Below are 16,280 nucleotides of genomic sequence, written 5' to 3'. Positions count from 1 at the left end.
GGAAATCGTCATGCTCAAAGCCGCCTTGTTGACTCCCAATCTAACGATGGGTGGAGCCGAAATGTGGGTCGCCTCGCTTGCATCTTCGGTCGATCGGAGACGGCTGCGATGGACAGGAGCCGTCGTCAGTGGCTGGGGGGGCTTGGATCCGTTTCTCTGTCGCCAACTTGCGCAACATGTTCCGGTGCATACCAATCATGGTGGCTGGAATCGGCAGCCTGGGGCGCATCGGTTGGCAACTCGCTACTTTCAGCAGATCCACGCCGAGTTCGGCGATGCCATCCGTGCTGCCTGCCGCGAGGCCGATATATTGGTCGCTTGGGGTGGCGTCGACCCGAAGAAGTATGCCCCCGACATCAAAATCCCAATCGTCCAGACGTCTCATACGACAGAGCCCGCAGCGGCCAACGGAGGCGGGTTTCAATCGGCCACCCATTTGGCTGCGGTTTCCGAAGCGGCTAAGGCACACTTTTCGTCCCAAGCTGCGGGTCGAAAGGTGACGGTGATTTACAACGGCGCCAATCTAAATCGTTGTCAGCCGATGCAAGGTCGAGATCCGATCCGAGCTCAATGGGGGATCGCTGAGGACGACGTGGCGGTGGGTTATCTTGGGCGTCATTCCCCCGAAAAAAATCCACAAGCCGCCGTCGACGCCGTCAGCCGATTGCCTGAGAATCATTATGCAATCTACTACGGTGGCCCCACGCCGCGTGATCAGACCACAACGGTCGTCCTTCGCGAACATGCGCGGCAAGTCGCGCCGGGACGCGTTATCTTTCGTTCGTCGGTCGAGCAAGTCGGCGACGTTCTGGCCGGTCTCGATGTTTTCATGCTGGCAAGCTGTCGCGAAGCGTTTAGCCTCGGCTTGATCGAAGCTTGGTTAGCAGGCGTTCCCGTGGTGGCCACACCCGTCGGCTCCTTGCCGGAGTTGGAAAAGCGGTTTGGAAAGCTGACCGTCCAAGTCCCTCTTGATGCCAGCGCGAGCGTCCTGGCAAAGGCAGTGCGGGTTGCCAAGGGGGACGCCGGGCAACACCGGGCCGAACGAGCCCAGAGCATTGCGAGGGAGCATTTTACAAGCGAGGCGATGGCGAACCGTTGGACTGATTACCTGCAATCCATCGTCTCACCGCTGCGAAAGCAACGCTTGCGACGCTCCGCCAAGAATAGCCATTCGATTGCCACGACCCTTTGAACGGGATCCTGATGCAACCCACCGTGGTCTATATCCTGGGAACCTCTTACAGCGGCAGCAGCCTGCTCAACAGTCTGTTAGATTCCCAACCAAGGACGCGTGGTCTCGGCGAAGCGGTGCACCTGGTTAGCAAGCCAACCGATGCTTGGTGTAGCCGTTGCCAGTGCCCCATCTCGGAGTGTCAATTGCAGCCAAAGACGAACCCGGATCGGTTTTACGAAAGCTTGTTTGAAGCTTACCCGGAAACGGACTGCATCGTGAATTCGTCGAAGCACTGGGGTCAGTGCTTTCGATTGATGCCGATTCCACCGCAACCGTACCGCATCTGCCTCGTCGTCCTCAGTAAGTCGCTCGAAGAATTTGCGCATTCGTATGCCAGGCACGATCAGTGTTCCGTTACCGAAGCGTTTGACGAGTGGGTGAGTTTCTATGAACACCTGCTTGGGAGCATTGACAGTATTCTTGCGAATGCAGCGACGACCGAAGTGCAACAGACATTATGCTCGCGAATTTCTCAGGACCGTGTTGCAACGGTAACGTATCGCGAGCTTGCCACGGCAACCGATGCGACGATGGAGCGGCTCTGCGACGAACTGGCTCTTCCGTTCGACAGAGCCTTTCGAAACCGACTTTGGCATGGGGACACTTGTACGATCGGTGGCAATAACGCGATCTATGCTCAGCAAACCGGCAACGTCGCCTTCTTTCAACAAGAAAGTGAGTATTTGGACGGAAAATACTTAGGACAACACCAATCGATTTTCTACGACAACCAATGGGTCAAGAACGCAGAACTGCATCGCAGTGCCGCCGAGTACCGAAACACAAGGGCCGATAGGATCCGTTACCTGGAACTACGGCTTCGTCAAGACCAACATTCGATCAGCAGCGAAGGAGCGGTCTAATGGGAATCGAGAATCATCTACCGCAGCAGGTGGTTTTGCCGTACGACCGCATTTTTGAAGACGGTCGATTCGTTGGCTATTGGAAGTACGTACGCGGAACCTTGGAAGGGATGAACGGGGTCATCAAGCTTGAGTACAGCAAGCACTTGGTCCGCCGAGGGTGGAGCGCCTTTGAGATACGGGTGGATGACGAGGTCGTTGTGATCGACTATTCCGACTTTCTGCTCGTCGACACGGCGTCCGCCGCATTCAAGCATTGGCTTCGATTTCACCATACACCCGCGTTCGTACCCTACCCCAATCTGGGCTCCTTTCCGCCATGGAGTTTCTTGGATTGGGCTGATTACACGCGAGCGAAGGCATTGCCAAGCTACACCGCGTCAGGTGAATCGATTGTCTATCGCCATTCGGATTTAAATAATCGATTGCCCAATCTGGTGCAACGTCGAACACGAGCGATGGAGTTGCTGCAAAAACACTGCGACGATCCCATGACCATCGGGAAACTGCAAACGGGCTTCATTGCCCAGCAGATGTATTTTCGTGATTGCCTCGATAGCCTTGTGGTGGTTCACATTCCGGGATCGCATCCGCACATCCTTGATCGCACGGTTCAGCAGATGTTCGCGCTCGGCGTCTGCGTGATTAGCCCTGATCTTTGGACAACCTGTTTAGAGCATCGTCCCCAAGCTGGGATTCATTACGTTGGCATTCAAGACGACTATTCCGACTTGTCCGTGAAGATCCAATGGGTCGCAGAACATCGTGACGAAGCGGTTGCAATCGGTCGCTCGGCAAAACAATTTTTTGCGAAATACTGCACGCCCACGGCGATTTGGAGTTACATCCACAAGCGGGTTTCGGAGCCGCGCGCGTTGCCGTCGGAGTCTTCTCGAGATGCAACAACTACTTGAGTGACAGATTCCAAACTTTCAGCATGCCCTCGTCGGCAGCGGTCGCCATCCGTTTTGAATTCGCGGAGAGAGCAAGGGCGTTGACCGGATTGCCCACTGCAATTCTTTGGATCCGTTGGTGGGATCGAACGTCCCAAACTTGGACGACCGAATCGCGACCTCCCACCGCCAATCGATGACTGTCCGGAAAAAAACAGATCGTTTGCGGGACAACGTGTTCAATCGGCGTGAGCGGCTTGCCACTTGGAAGTTGCCATATTCGCACGATGCCCTCATGCCCTGCACTCGCAAGGAATTCACCGTCAGGCGAAATCGCCACCTCGTAGACCCACTGCTTATGTCCGAGCAAATCCATTGCGGTCTGTTGGCCCACATCAAAAAGGGACACGATCGGTTCGCGGCCAGCCCAAGCCATGAACGTACCCGTTGCTGCCACTTCCACGTCAAAAAGCGGGTCGCCACGGCTGAAGATCAGGCTATTTTTGACAGGATTTTCCGATAGATCGAAGCGTCTGATCTCTCCGTTCCAATCGCTTGTCAGAATGGTATCTTTTCCGGGAACAAACGCCATGCCCGTAAATCCAATACCGAGCGACTCTTTCTGAAGCAAGGCTCCATCTTGAGCAGAACGAATTTGCAACAAACCATCTTCGGACACAATCGCCAAAGTATGGGTAGCGAGGTCATAGGCTATCGCGGTCGCGGCACGTTCGGCGACCTTGATCGCTTGCAGCGGTTGGGAGGGACGGTTCAAGTCAAACAGGCAAAGCACACCGTCATCCGAAATCGAGGCGACCCGGTTCTCCGAATCGAGAAACACGACATCCGTGACTTTCGTTTGATGGCCAATGCAAACAGCAATCGGCTCACTCAACAATTTCATCGAGGCGTTCGCGTCGAGCAACTTGGGCGAATCGTCCTGTGCCGCCAGCGGCAGTTTCGATTGCGATTCAACGTCGTCCCCCAAGCGAGAAACGCCAAATCCCACGACCCCAATCAAGCAGACTATCGCCAAGCCGATCCTCCCGTTTCGTCGGAACAGGGCTGCTTTTGATTTCCCCGAGTTTGCAGGGATTTTCCCCTCAGACTCGGCGCGCGTCGGCGCATTCATGCTCGCCGCAGACAGCATCGAAAGGGGCTTGGGCGACGGCACACGCGACGGTGGCGAGGGATCCTGAAGGAAGCAACGTTGAACCAACCCGCGAAGGTCCCCCGAGGCAATGACGTTGAGTTTCTTGGAAAGCGAGACAAGATCACTCAAACGCTGACTGGGATCTTTGACGACCATCGCCGCAAGCAATTCAATGGCGTCACCAGGAACATCGCCGCGCGTCTTGCGAATGTCGGGAAAATCACTTTGCAGATGAGCACGCATTCTCGAAACCGAACCCTTGGGGTGATCGCGGAAAGGTGCGTGCCCCGCAAGCAAACAATAGAACGTACACCCAAGGCTGTAGACGTCGCTACGATAATCAACGGCGTGGCAATCCCGCCATTGTTCCGGTGCCATGTAGTCGATGGACCCCATCGTTTCGCCAGCGAGCGTGAGTTGTTCGGCTTGCTCGTCACGCAACAAAGCGAGTCCCATGTCCACGACTTTGACCATCCCGTCGCGGGTCAGCATCAAGTTACTTGGTTTCACATCTCGATGAACGAGATTGTGTTTGCGCAGGTGGTCCAGCCCCAGCGCGGCTTGCGCCACAATCTTGCACGCTTCGGATACCGATAAGGGGCCTGTTCGACTGATCAAATTTGCAAGTTGGATGCCGTCGATCAATTCCGTTGCAATGTACTGAATGCCAGCCTCATCGCCCGCGTCATAGGCGTTGAGAACGTTTGGGTGCGGATCGAGTCGACCGACCGCCTGCATTTCACGAAAAAAACGATCCATGCCTTGTGGAGAGGCTTGGTTCCTTGTCGAAACGACTTTGAGCGCAACGAATTTTCCGAGAGCCGTATGTCGGGCACGATAAACCACTCCCATCCCGCCGCCATCGAGACGCTCGATGATTTCGTATCGGCCAAGGACCTCACCAACCTTCAGAGGCTCCCATTGACGCGAGTTCGATCGGTCGGTGCCAACAAGACCCTCTTGCTTGACCGCGTGAGTCGTATCGGAATCCGCGCGCTCGGAGCCCTGAACAGAGGGATCTTGATCGTTTTGGCTTGTCATGGCAGTCGATGGCTCACGGGGGGCGGAAACCGCCCCCCCGGATCAATAAACAGAAGTCGAAAAGAATCCTCCCATCATAGGCGTTTTCGCGACTCCGGTGTGGGCGATTTTCTCAGAACGCCGCTCGAACCCATCGGCCGTCGCTGTTAACCTGATCCCGCCCCGCCGGAAACGAAACAAAGCCACCGAAAGGGATCGGTGACTTTGTCGTGTGGATCTGCGGTGGGACACCGCATGGTGGATGGGGATCAGAAAACCGTTAGCTGCATCCCATGCTATTGCCGCAATTGTGACAGAGATAGCAGTTGCCATTTCGCACGGTGATCGTTCCACAATTGTCGCACGGCGGTGCATCCATTTGGAACCGAGCGAATTGGTCACCTTGGGAGGTCACCGAGCTATCTTCGCTGTTGTGTCCATGGCTAAACCCATTTCCGTTCCCCTGGTACGAATCCGGCAAACTGGCCAAGAAGGTGGCCCGCTCGGCGATGGCCACGGCGGCCCCGGCGTCTTCCTTCAATTCCTCAATCACGCGATTGGTCGAACCGACCACGGGACCATTCCCACTATTCGTTTTGTCTCCCATGGCGGCCGATGGCGAATAATCACCATTTCCGCTCATGAACGTCAAACCCAACCATCGAGCAATGTAGTCGACGACACTCTTGGCAATCCGAATGTCCTTGTTGCTAGTCATTCCCATCGGCTCGAACCGGGTGTGACTGAACTTGTTGACAAGCACCTCGAGCGGAACGCCGTATTGAAGGGCGATCGAAAGCGCCGTGCCGAAGCTATCCATGATCCCACCGATGGTCGAACCCTCTTTGGCCATCGTGATGAAGATTTCTCCGGGCCGTCCGTCTGGGTAAAGCCCCACACACAGATAACCTTCGTGACCCGAAATGCTGAACTTGTGAGTCAAACTTTGGCGGGTGTCCGGTAATCGTTCGCGGCGTGGCTTGTAAACGACCTTTTCGACCACCTTGACCTTGCCATCGCTAATTCCAGCCGCTTCGGCTTTTTCACCCTTTTTCGTATTGAGCGGTTGCGACTGCTTGCTGCCATCGCGGTAGATCGCGATCGCCTTCAAACCGAGTTCCCAACCCCAATAATAGGCATCCGCAATGTCCTTCGGTGTGACGTCGTTGGGCATGTTGACGGTCTTGCTGATCGCCCCAGACAAGAAGGGTTGAGCAGCGGCCATCATCGACACATGAGCCTGCCAAGCGATACTGCGAACGCCACTTGCAGGCTTGAACGCACAATCAAACACCTTCAAGTGCTCGGGGTCCAAATCAGGAGCCCCTTCGATCGTGTCATGCTCATCGATAAAGCTCAAGATCCCCTCGACTTGAGCCTCGTCATAGCCAAGTTTCTGCAATCCCAGGTTGACCGTCCGGTTGACGATTTTCAACATCCCGCCGCCAGCAAGTTGCTTGTACTTGACCAGCGCGATATCCGGCTCAATGCCCGTGGTATCGCAATCCATCATGAAGCTGATCGTTCCCGTTGGCGCCAACACGGTCGCCTGGGCATTACGGAATCCGTACTTCTCGCCGATCTTAAGGACTTCGTCCCAAAGCTCACGAGACGCCTGTTTCAACTCTGCCGGTCCATCGTCATGGATTTGCTCGCAAGCCTCGCGGTGCATTTGCATAACACCCAACATCGGCACTTCGTTTTCGCTGTACCCGTCGAAGGGCCCCACAACGCTGGCCAATTCAGCACTCGTGCGATTGGCTTCGCCATGAAGTAGTGCAGTCAACGAGCCGCACATCCCTCGAGCCGCGTCCGAATCGTAAGCCATCCCGGCAGTCATCATCACGCTGCCCAGGTTCGAATAGCCGAGTCCAAGGGGACGGAATTTATGGCTATTGCGAGCGATCGGCTCGGTCGGGTAGCTGGCGTGATCCACCAGAATCTCTTGGGCGATAAAGAACAGCCGTGACGCTGCGCGGAATCGGTCGACATGGATCTTGCCGTCGCGACCGACGAACTTCATCAAATTGATCGATGCCAAGTTGCAAGCCGTATCGTCGAGGAACATGTACTCGCTACAGGGGTTGCTGGCGTTGATCGCGCCGCTGTTGGGGCAGGTGTGCCATCGATTGATCGTCGTGTCGTATTGAACCCCTGGATCGCCACAATGCCATGCACACTCGGCCATCTTGTTCAGCAACTCGCGAGCATCATACTCGGGAGCTTCGCCGGCCGATTTCGCATCAATCCAACGCGTCTTGAATCGTTTGTTGTCACGAACCGTTTCCATGAAATCGTCGGTCACACGAACCGACAAATTGGCGTTCTGGAAACAAACGCTGCCATACGCTTCCCCATTAAAGTTGGACTCGTATCCTTCACGAATCAGTGCATGCGCCTTTTTCTCTTCGTTCCATTTGCACTCGATGAACTCGAGCACATCGGGATGCCATACCTTCAAGGATTGCATCTTTGCCGCACGCCGCGTCTTGCCACCACTCTTGACCACGCCCGCGATCGAATCGTAGACACGCATGAACGAAAGCGGACCCGACGGGGTTCCGCCGCCTGACAATTTTTCACGTTGTGAACGGATCGTCGACAAATCCGTTCCCGTTCCGCTACCAAACTTAAACAGCATCGCTTCGCTGCAAGCCAACCGCATGATGTCTTCCATGTTGTCATCGACCGATTGGATGAAACAGGCAGAACCTTGCGGGTATTCGTAGGGGTTCTCTGGCTGGGCCGTATCGCTTGTCGCTTCGTTCCAATGCCAATTGCATTTGTCGCCCACCACGCCGTACTGAGCATGCAGCCCTACGTTGAACCATACGGGGCTGTTGAACGCACCGTGCTGATGCAAGCACAACCATGACAAATCGCGATAGAACCGCTCGCCATCCTCGGGGGTGTCAAAATAACCGTCGGCCAATCCCCAATCGGTAATCGTGCGAGTGACGCGGTGAATCAACTGACGCACACTTCGTTCACGTTCACGTGGGTTCTTGGGATCGCCGTAAAAGTACTTCGAGACGACCACATTGGTCGCCAATTGACTCCAACCCTTGGGGACTTCGCATTCGCCTTGTTCGAACAAAGCCCTACCACTCTCGTCCTTGATCGTCGCGCTTCGCATCTCCCATTGGGTCGTCGCAAACGGGGTTTCGCCGTTATCGGGACAGAAGGTGGTGCTGATCTTCAGTCCGCTGCGAGTGCCTCGCAGCTTATTGCCGTACTTTGACTTCGCGTACTCGACGCCGTGCTGCTCGTTGACTCGCTCGAGCCCCGGATCGGTTTCGGAAGTGGAACTTTCGTGGGATTGTGCAGACAGTACCGTGGCCATACCTCTAAGACTCCTAATGGGGTTCGTCCGTGGGCAGGTACCGGGCGCCAAGACTCTCGCTCGCATTCCTCGCGAAGCGCCGGATACTCACCAAAAAATCGTAACAGAAGAAATAACGTTTGTTCACCACATTCGGCTGCGGTGGATCGGCTTGGCTCTGATGTTCGGGGTGAATCTTTGGACGAATCCGTTCTCACGACCCAGAGCGCAGGGTTTCCCTAATCGCCAATGCCATCACTACCAGTAGTGCCGAATAGCTCTCGAGCACACTACATGTGGACAACGGAGGGAATCTTAGGGCTTCGCGTGGCTGTGTCAAACCTGAATTTTGCAGACCAGCTAAGTCATTGCATTCGCAGTAGTTACATCGTTCGTTTTGATGACCATCTACAGACCATGGTTTGCACCAACTCGACATAACTCGTTGACAGATGAAGAGTTAGTGAGTTTTGATGGCATCGGAATGTGTTCTGTGGAAAACTTGTCGGAATCTGGAAAAATATCCCAGTCACGTAGCCACTTTGGCAATCTAGGCAACACAGGTCCTTTGCATCGGATCCGGATGCGGATTCTGCCTTCCGATCACGCCTTTGATTCTGAACAGACGCGGCTAAGAAGTGTTTCTGCGACCTGTCTCCTTTACTCTCCTTCTCTCCACAAATTTTTTTCACTGGGGTTACTTCCGATGGATGATTTGATTCAAAAACTGAGCGCACAATTGGGAATCGACGCGGATACCGCCAATGCGGCCACCGGCCAAGCAATGGCGATGCTAAAAAACAAAGTCGGTGGCGACTTGTTTGAGAAAATTTCGGGGGCGATCCCAGGAGCCGAGAACGCCGCTGCCGCTGCTACGGAGAAGGCGAACGAGTCCGACGCGGGCGTGATGGGCGCGCTGTCGGGGATGGCGTCCAAGGTGTTTGGCAGTTCAGCGGGCGAGGCAATGGAGCTTGACGCAACGCTCAAATCAGCCGGATTGAGTGCGGATCAGATGGGCGGATTCGCAAACACCGTCATCGAGTATCTGAAAGACAAGCTCGGCGACGATGTGCTAAATCAAATCTTGGCAAAAGCACCGATGCTGAAAAACTTGCTAAATTGATGCAGCGGCGTTCAGGTGACGTCGCGGCCTCTTCCCTCCGTTTCGTCATCGCCGAGTCACGTCCATGTCTAACTTGCCTCCCAACGAGCCCAATCCCTACCTGAACGACCCGAATTCGGGGACCGCTCCGGCAGCAAATCCTTATGCTCCGTCGGCTCAGACTTCGTTGAACCCGGGGGTCGGGGGTGAAGTAGAACAGATCCGGCGTTACCACCTGAATCACGAAGCATCGGTCAAATCGATTGGCACGCTGTACATGCTCGGCACCATTTTCATGGTGCCGATCTCGCTGTTCATGCTGGCCTCCGCTGGCGGAGGCGGCCTTGGTCCCGAAGAGCGTATCGTGATCGCCGTCCTGGCTATGATTTATTTTGGACTTGGGATCCTGCAAGGTTTTACGGCCGTCGGACTCTGGCGGCTGCGTCCCTGGGCCAGGATCGTAGCGATCGTGCTGAGTGTGCTCGGGCTGTTGGCGATTCCGATCGGTACGATCATTTCCGGTTACTTTTTGTACTTGCTCGTCAGCGAGAAGGGACAAACGGTTTTTTCACCCGCCTACCAAGACGTCATCGCCCAAACGCCCCACATCAAGTACAAGACGTCACTGATCGTTTGGATCTTGTTGGGCTTCTTGCTGCTGTTAATCCTTCTTGGAGTGGCGGCGGCCGTCTTCGGCGGCTGAGACCACGCGGAATCCAACGTTGAACAGCGGTTGCCAGGGGTGGTATTGGCGGCGCACGGCGCTGCGAGCCTGATGGGGAGGATCAAAAAACGAACCGCCCCGCACGACGCGTCGATCGGAATCAGGCGATTGCGTTTGCGTCCATTCCGCGACGTTCCCGTGCATGTCCGCTAAGCCAAGTGGATTCGGCTTGAATTGGTCAACTGGTGCGGTGACACTGTATCCATCGTTGAATCGATCTTCGGCCAGCCTGGCCCCTTCCAAGACCAAATGCGGCACCCCACCGGACCACTGGGTGACGTCGTCGGGATGAACCTTCAACGCCTGCATCACTCCGCGGCTAAACGTTGCATCGGCCAGGTTTTCAAACAGTGAAAAGTCGCTCTCGGTGTCTCCGAACCATAACGGCGTTTCCGTTCCGGCACGGCAAGCGTATTCCCATTGCTGCTCGGTCGGCAATTGAAAGTTCTGTCCCGTTGTTTTGGATAGGAACTCGCAAAACCGGTTGGCTTGTTCCCATGAAACGCGAACAACCGGTTGTTTTGGCTCGGACAAAGGGGTTCCTTCACAATCCGGTCGGGGAAGTCGCCGCGCGTAGAAACCGGAATCATGACCGGGGTCAAACCGAGCGAACTGTTCGTTGGTGATTTCCGTCGTCGCCATCCAAAACGGCTCGGTCACTTCGACGACCGAGGGCGGCCATTCATCCGGTTCTGCCTCGACCGATCCCATCACGAATCGCCCCGCCGGAATTTGCACCAAGTTGATCGTGACTCCGTCGCCCAAGTCAATCGTTCGTGTTGCCGGATTTCGTATCGCCGGATCAAGTGCACCCGTACTCCGTGTTGCGTTACGGTGCAGCGTGTCATCCTCAAGCGTCACGCGTGGCGGTGGATCGGGTGGGTTCGGTCGGGCCGCAGCGCGGCGGTCCACTCGAGCGGCGGGAATGACTTCGGGATCACGGAGGGCTCCACCGTACATTCGCCGCAGCGTCATTCGCCGCTGATGCCCATCGTTGGGGATCGGATAGACGTCGCCCCACGTCCCGTGGCAAGGGCCGTTGAGATCGATCCAAGTGACGATGCGATCCCAATCCTCAGCCGACAACTCCACCCCTTGGTGCCCCTTGCGAAGCAATTGGACTAAGGGGCTGGTATCGGCGTGATACTCGCCCGGTCGGTGCATCCCCACAGCATCCTCGACCCCAACGCGGCGGATGTAGTGAATCAATGCGTCGTACGCGGGCGTGTAGGTCATCCGCCCGCCGGTGTCTCGCATCATCTGTTGGTCCAAACGTCCGGCGTACCCAATCGGCCACGATTGGCGAACCGCGACTTCGGTTTCCGCTCGCAGATCAGGCATAGCATTGGATCCATCATGACATGCCGCACAATGGTGATCGAGCACCGGTTGGACCTCGCGCGCAAAATCGAAACCACGTGGCGGCCCGTACCAAGGATCGATGGCTCTCGGCGGCTTCGCAGCAGCCAACGACAATTCGACGCGAGGGACCTCGGTCGGCGTTTCATGGCATCCCACGCACGAGACCACTTCACCCGGCATCGCGGTGAACCATGACCGCATCAGCTGAACCGCCTTGCCCTCTTCGTCAAGCGGCTGGATCGCCAGCGGAGTGCGGGCGGGGACTTCAAAAACGGCCGATCCATCCTGTTCCACCGGCACCGTCCCCTCGATTTGCATGCCATCCCAAGGACCGCCATAACCGATTTTGTCTGACCCAGCTAATTCGCGGTATCCAAAGTGATAGGAAAGGACGCGTAGGGCCTTCACCGTCCCGCGTGGAACTCCCTTTAATCCTGGTCCCGAATAGATGTCGTTCAGATAGACCGTCGCATTTTCCTTCGATGCCAACGTTTGATCGGGGATAACCGGTGGCGTTGGCTGGCGAACCACCGGAATCGGCTCCAACATCGCGTAGCCAGATTGTCCAAAGATTGGCAGCACGTTATCAAACACGTCCGCAACGCAAACGGTCCAATTCGACTGAGCATTTTCCAACATGCTGACCAAAAAGTATTTATCGCTGAGCGGGTAGGGATGCAAGAACTTTGGCCAATCTTGGTCGACGGCATTATCTTTGACCACGGGCGTGATGGCCGCGCCGGTGCCAGAAATCCGATGAACCATCCCGTCGGCGCCGTACCAACCTCGTGACGGATCAAGCATCACCAGCCATCCCATCCGCGGTACGCCGTGGTAGCCAGACAAAATGCTGACCAACCGGTTTGCGGGGCCCGGAAGCGGGCGGGGGAAAAATAGCGAGTTGGGAAAATACGAATTGCTGCCATAAACCGCCCGTTGGCCAGTGCCGTCGGGGTTCATGACCATCAATTCGCGCTGAAAGATATGATTGACTCCGGTGTAGTCCCAGCGGCTGAACATCACTTGGCCATCATTGAGCACAACGGGATGTGCATCGACGTCTTGGTCAAAACACAATTGCCGCATCCCGGTGCCGTCTGGATTCATCCGATACAAGTTGCCGGTCGGCATCTTGCCGTGCCAGCATGGTACCGATTGGTACGATGCGGTGCTGGCGAAAACGATCCCTCCGTCAGGCACATAGCATCCGTCGAAACAATCCACATCGGGTGGAGTCTGCGAGACCTGGTGCAAATGGGATCCGTCCAGATCCATCTCCCACAACTTCCAACTTTCGCGGTCCGAACGAGTCAGCAGGATCCGGTCGGCATCAAAATGCAAATCAAGTTCGCCGACATAACCGCCGTCCTCGGGTTTCAACAGGCGGGTCGCATTTTCGATCGGGGCCTTCAGATCGACAACAAGCACCTCATTGTCGTAGCCCTCACGCGGTAACCCTGAATTGGTCTCATGCGGTGCGGGTATCGCGATCCCCTTGATCGGATGATTCGCGCGTCGCTTGACGACGATTACACGGCAATCCAACAAGGGGTTGGCCATCAACGCTTCTCGGCGAAGCGACTCAAGTTCATCGGCTGCTTGTCGCGGCTCGCTCGCCAGACGTGCTTCGATCGAATGCAGCCGAGCCAGATAGCTTTCAGCATCGGGATAGCGTTCACCGAACTGCAACGACAAATCGGTAACCGCCAAACGCAGTTTTTCGCAGGCCGCGACGGAGCGATTGATCCGTCGACCCTGCGACGCGTAGGATCCCGCCGCCAATGCGTCTGCCGAGGTCGTGATCGTCAAAGCGATCGTGAAGCAACCGAGCCAACAGCCGAGGAGGATCAATCGTAGCTTCATCACAATCCGTTTGAGGTAGGAGGATGTCGCAGGTTTTGAGCGGATCGGTCAAACCAGGGGACTCCAGTGTACCTTAAAACCAATCCGAAAAGGGGTCTGACCCTCTCTTGTCCAGGTCCAATCCCCTCGTGGCAAAGATTGTTGCTGTTAAGTCCGCGCGGTAGACTTCGTGCTTCGTCACCGGCCATTTTGACAACTGACTTTCCGTTCAATTGGCCGCGTCAACTCTCACTCGTCAAAGGGATTTTATGTTGATTCGCCCCATCGCCTTCACGCTCGCGTCGATCGTGGTCAGTCTGTTGGCCCATACCGCCTTTGCGGACGATTCCCCAGTTAGCCCTATTCCCGATCTTCCTGGGAACCCTCATCCCGTTCTACAAGCTGACCCAACGCGCAATCACGCCCCTGTGACCATGCAGAGTTTGTTGGCACGGATCAATAAGTTGGAGCAGCGTCTGGCAGAACTTGAGTCCGAGAGAGCGCAGCCACGCCGCGCTGCACCGCCGTTACCAGGCCCCCCTTCAATGCCCGGGGCTCGTTCGCAGCGCCCCGAAACCCCAAATCTCGAGCCCCCGAATTCGGCTTACCCCACTCCCCGACTTGCTCCCCAGGCCCCGCAACCGCCGCAATCTGACCCCCGTTATTTCAACGCGACACCGCTGCCGGTGCCACCGCAGCCGACTCCGTACGATGCTCCGAACATGCCCACGCCGAACGGGTTCCCTCGCCCCAACACGAGCGTGCCAAACTCCTGGCAGCGTTTCCAATTCAACGGCCAGTGGTTCTACATTGTGCCCGTCGATCAAACCGATGGTCGGTTTGGCAACCATTTACGATAGCGCTTGCGTTGCCCGACAACGTCGGCGCGTTGCCGCTCCGTCCCCGATTCAGTGCGAGCAGTTTTTAATTACTTCAACAATAAGCGTTTTGGGACCTCACCCTGCCTCTGTGGCCATGGTATTTACACACCCCTCTTCGCACAGCACCACGTTGACGCGGACGCTCGGGGGAAGATCCTTCGAGCCAACGAATACTTTCCTCCTCGGAGATGGGGGTACTGCGTCGCTTGTCCGATTTTTGCGAAGGTGCAAGCTTGCTGAGGCTCTTGCGCACCTAGGTTTTTTGGCTCATCCGGCGGAGGCGTGCGCAGGAGGTTTTCGAGGCATCTCTCCGGTGTCCCATCATTGCTGGCAGGAGCTATTTTCACTTGTTATCGTGCAGTTGCCGGTAGAAACGGAGTCGAGCTCTGCAGAGGTGCAACTTGACAAGGGATATCCCGGTCGACGGTGCGCCAAGGGTGCTACAGGTTCCCTGCGGACGACCGACCGTCGGGCACTCTTTTCTAAGAGATCATTGGACACCGGAGCCATACCTTCAAAAAAAACCTTGAGTCTGGGTTCCGCGCGCTTCGGTCGGATGAGCCGGTTTTTTGACCGAGGAGTCCGAGAGCCACCGCATCCATGAACCGCACCTCCGTGCAACGGGCTTTCCCATGTTCGCAGCACCAGCGCGAACCGCAAGGCAGCAATCATTCGCAGTGGTTTGTCGAAGGTCCAAAGCGAAATCTCGTCACCTACCCCGCAGATGTATTAGACACCACCCGAGATGCGAGGTACAACGAGCCCAGAGGGCGAGGTAAATCTTGTAAGTCTTTTTAAATAAACAACTTAAAAACTGCACGACGTCATTCCCAAGAACGAATCGTGATGGTCGTGCGGATGATCGGGTGAGAGGACGAGGGCCACAAAGGGTCGCACCCCTCAAGGTTGGGGGGGAAAAATGATCTTCCCCTGGTGGCCGCCTATTGATTAGCTTCCCGAACCAGTGTTCAACCTGGCGCCGGCGCGGCATGACCGCATGCTAGCACAAACGTTCTTCATTGCGGATTCGGTTCTGACATGCGAAATCGTGATCATTCGAAGTTGCGACCCAAGCTATCAATGTTTGGTGGCGCCGATGCGGACGAACTTGCTCCGTTTCGCACCACCAGTTTGGTCTGGATCGCGGGCATTGCGTTGCTCAGCGTCCCGATGTTGACGCTCGTCGATGTTCCGGTTGGTCGCTGGTTTGCCAATACGCACCTGTCTCGCGAAGTGGGTGATCTGCTCAATCTCACCAGCTTTTTTTCTCACGGGACCGGGATTTTTTTGATCCTGTTGTGCATCTTGTTGATGGCGCCGCGAAGTCGTCGTTACATCTCGCGGCTTGCCGTGTTGGCGATGGGTGCCGGGGCGGTTGCGACGCTCGTCAAGATGTTTGTTCTGCGGGAGCGACCGGGATGCATGAATTTGGACATTGCCTCGTACGATGTTGCGTGGCGGTGGGTGTTCGATTGGACCCTCGATCGTGTGGCTGCGTTTGATTCAAGTACGCGAGCGTTTCCGAGTGGGAACATGGCGACGGCGACGGCCTTTGCCGTGGGGCTGTGGGCCGTGTTGCCGCGAGGCCGGGTGCTGTTCGCCATCTTCCTTGTCGGCGTGATGTTACAACGCATGTTTTCCGGTGCCCACTATCTCAGCGACGTCTGTGGCGGAGCTGCCTTTGGGCTCAGCTGGGCCTACGTCTGTTTCCATCCCAAGCTGCTCGGCAGCCTGTTTGACCGCATGGAATCGGAGCGAAGGGTACGAAAACCCGAGATTCACCATGAAGACGAGGTAATCGAAGGGGATCGCGAACCGAGCCAGGACGACGCAGACGGCAAAGTCGCCGCCTAGCAAATTCATGTGACCCTGCGGCGTATTTTG

General features: G+C 56.1%; 10 protein-coding genes. 7 read left to right on the top strand and 3 right to left on the bottom strand.

Going from position 1 to position 16,280, the window contains the following annotated elements; genetic code table 11:
- Positions 1-10: 10 nt before the first annotated feature.
- From Poly41_RS03990 to Poly41_RS03980, 3 genes are read left to right on the top strand one after another with little or no spacing between them, the layout of a single operon-like run.
- Positions 11-1,192, top strand: coding sequence for a glycosyltransferase family 4 protein (locus Poly41_RS03990; protein WP_146524581.1), 1,182 nt, complete (start codon positions 11-13; stop codon positions 1,190-1,192).
- A gap of 11 nt (positions 1,193-1,203) precedes the next feature.
- Positions 1,204-2,097, top strand: coding sequence for a sulfotransferase (locus Poly41_RS03985; protein ID WP_146524580.1), 894 nt, complete (start codon positions 1,204-1,206; stop codon positions 2,095-2,097).
- A complete protein-coding gene (locus Poly41_RS03980; protein ID WP_146524579.1) occupies positions 2,097-3,011 on the top strand; it encodes a glycosyl transferase family 90 in 915 nt (304 codons plus the stop codon). Before Poly41_RS03985 ends, Poly41_RS03980 begins: the two co-directional genes overlap by 1 nt.
- On the opposite strand, the gene Poly41_RS03975 is transcribed toward Poly41_RS03980, so the two are convergent.
- Entirely contained in the window at positions 3,004-5,184 is a 2,181-nt protein-coding gene (locus Poly41_RS03975) for a WD40 repeat domain-containing serine/threonine protein kinase (RefSeq protein WP_146524578.1), read from the bottom strand. The genes Poly41_RS03980 and Poly41_RS03975 overlap by 8 nt on opposite strands.
- Before the next feature lie 259 nt (positions 5,185-5,443).
- A complete protein-coding gene (locus Poly41_RS03970) occupies positions 5,444-8,506 on the bottom strand; it encodes a vitamin B12-dependent ribonucleotide reductase (RefSeq protein WP_146524577.1) in 3,063 nt (1,020 codons plus the stop codon).
- Between the two features lie 685 nt (positions 8,507-9,191).
- Between Poly41_RS03970 and Poly41_RS03965 the strand changes: the two genes are divergently transcribed.
- A complete protein-coding gene (locus Poly41_RS03965; protein ID WP_146524576.1) occupies positions 9,192-9,608 on the top strand; it encodes a DUF2780 domain-containing protein in 417 nt (138 codons plus the stop codon).
- Positions 9,609-9,672: 64 nt separating this feature from the next.
- Positions 9,673-10,290 carry a hypothetical protein gene (locus tag Poly41_RS03960; RefSeq protein WP_146524575.1) on the top strand — a complete coding sequence of 206 codons (618 nt, stop codon included), beginning with the start codon at positions 9,673-9,675 and terminating at the stop codon, positions 10,288-10,290.
- Here the strand turns inward: Poly41_RS03960 and Poly41_RS03955 are convergent.
- On the bottom strand, positions 10,249-13,536 hold the full coding sequence (locus Poly41_RS03955; RefSeq protein ID WP_146524574.1) for an SUMF1/EgtB/PvdO family nonheme iron enzyme: 3,288 nt from the start codon (positions 13,534-13,536) through the stop codon (positions 10,249-10,251). The genes Poly41_RS03960 and Poly41_RS03955 overlap by 42 nt on opposite strands.
- Positions 13,537-13,784: 248 nt before the next feature.
- On the opposite strand from Poly41_RS03955, the gene Poly41_RS03950 reads away from it, so the two are divergent.
- Positions 13,785-14,375: a hypothetical protein gene (locus tag Poly41_RS03950; protein WP_146524573.1), complete on the top strand. Its 591-nt coding sequence runs from the start codon at positions 13,785-13,787 to the stop codon at positions 14,373-14,375.
- 1,059 nt (positions 14,376-15,434) lie between these two features.
- Positions 15,435-16,250, top strand: a complete 816-nt coding sequence (locus Poly41_RS03945; protein ID WP_146524572.1) for a phosphatase PAP2 family protein — start codon at positions 15,435-15,437, stop codon at positions 16,248-16,250.
- The last annotated feature ends 30 nt before the right edge of the window (positions 16,251-16,280 follow it).

Origin of the sequence: Novipirellula artificiosorum (assembly GCF_007860135.1) — a bacterium.
Taxonomy (GTDB): Bacteria; Planctomycetota; Planctomycetia; order Pirellulales; family Pirellulaceae; genus Novipirellula_A; species Novipirellula_A artificiosorum.
This window is presented reverse-complemented; position numbering and strand designations above follow the sequence as displayed.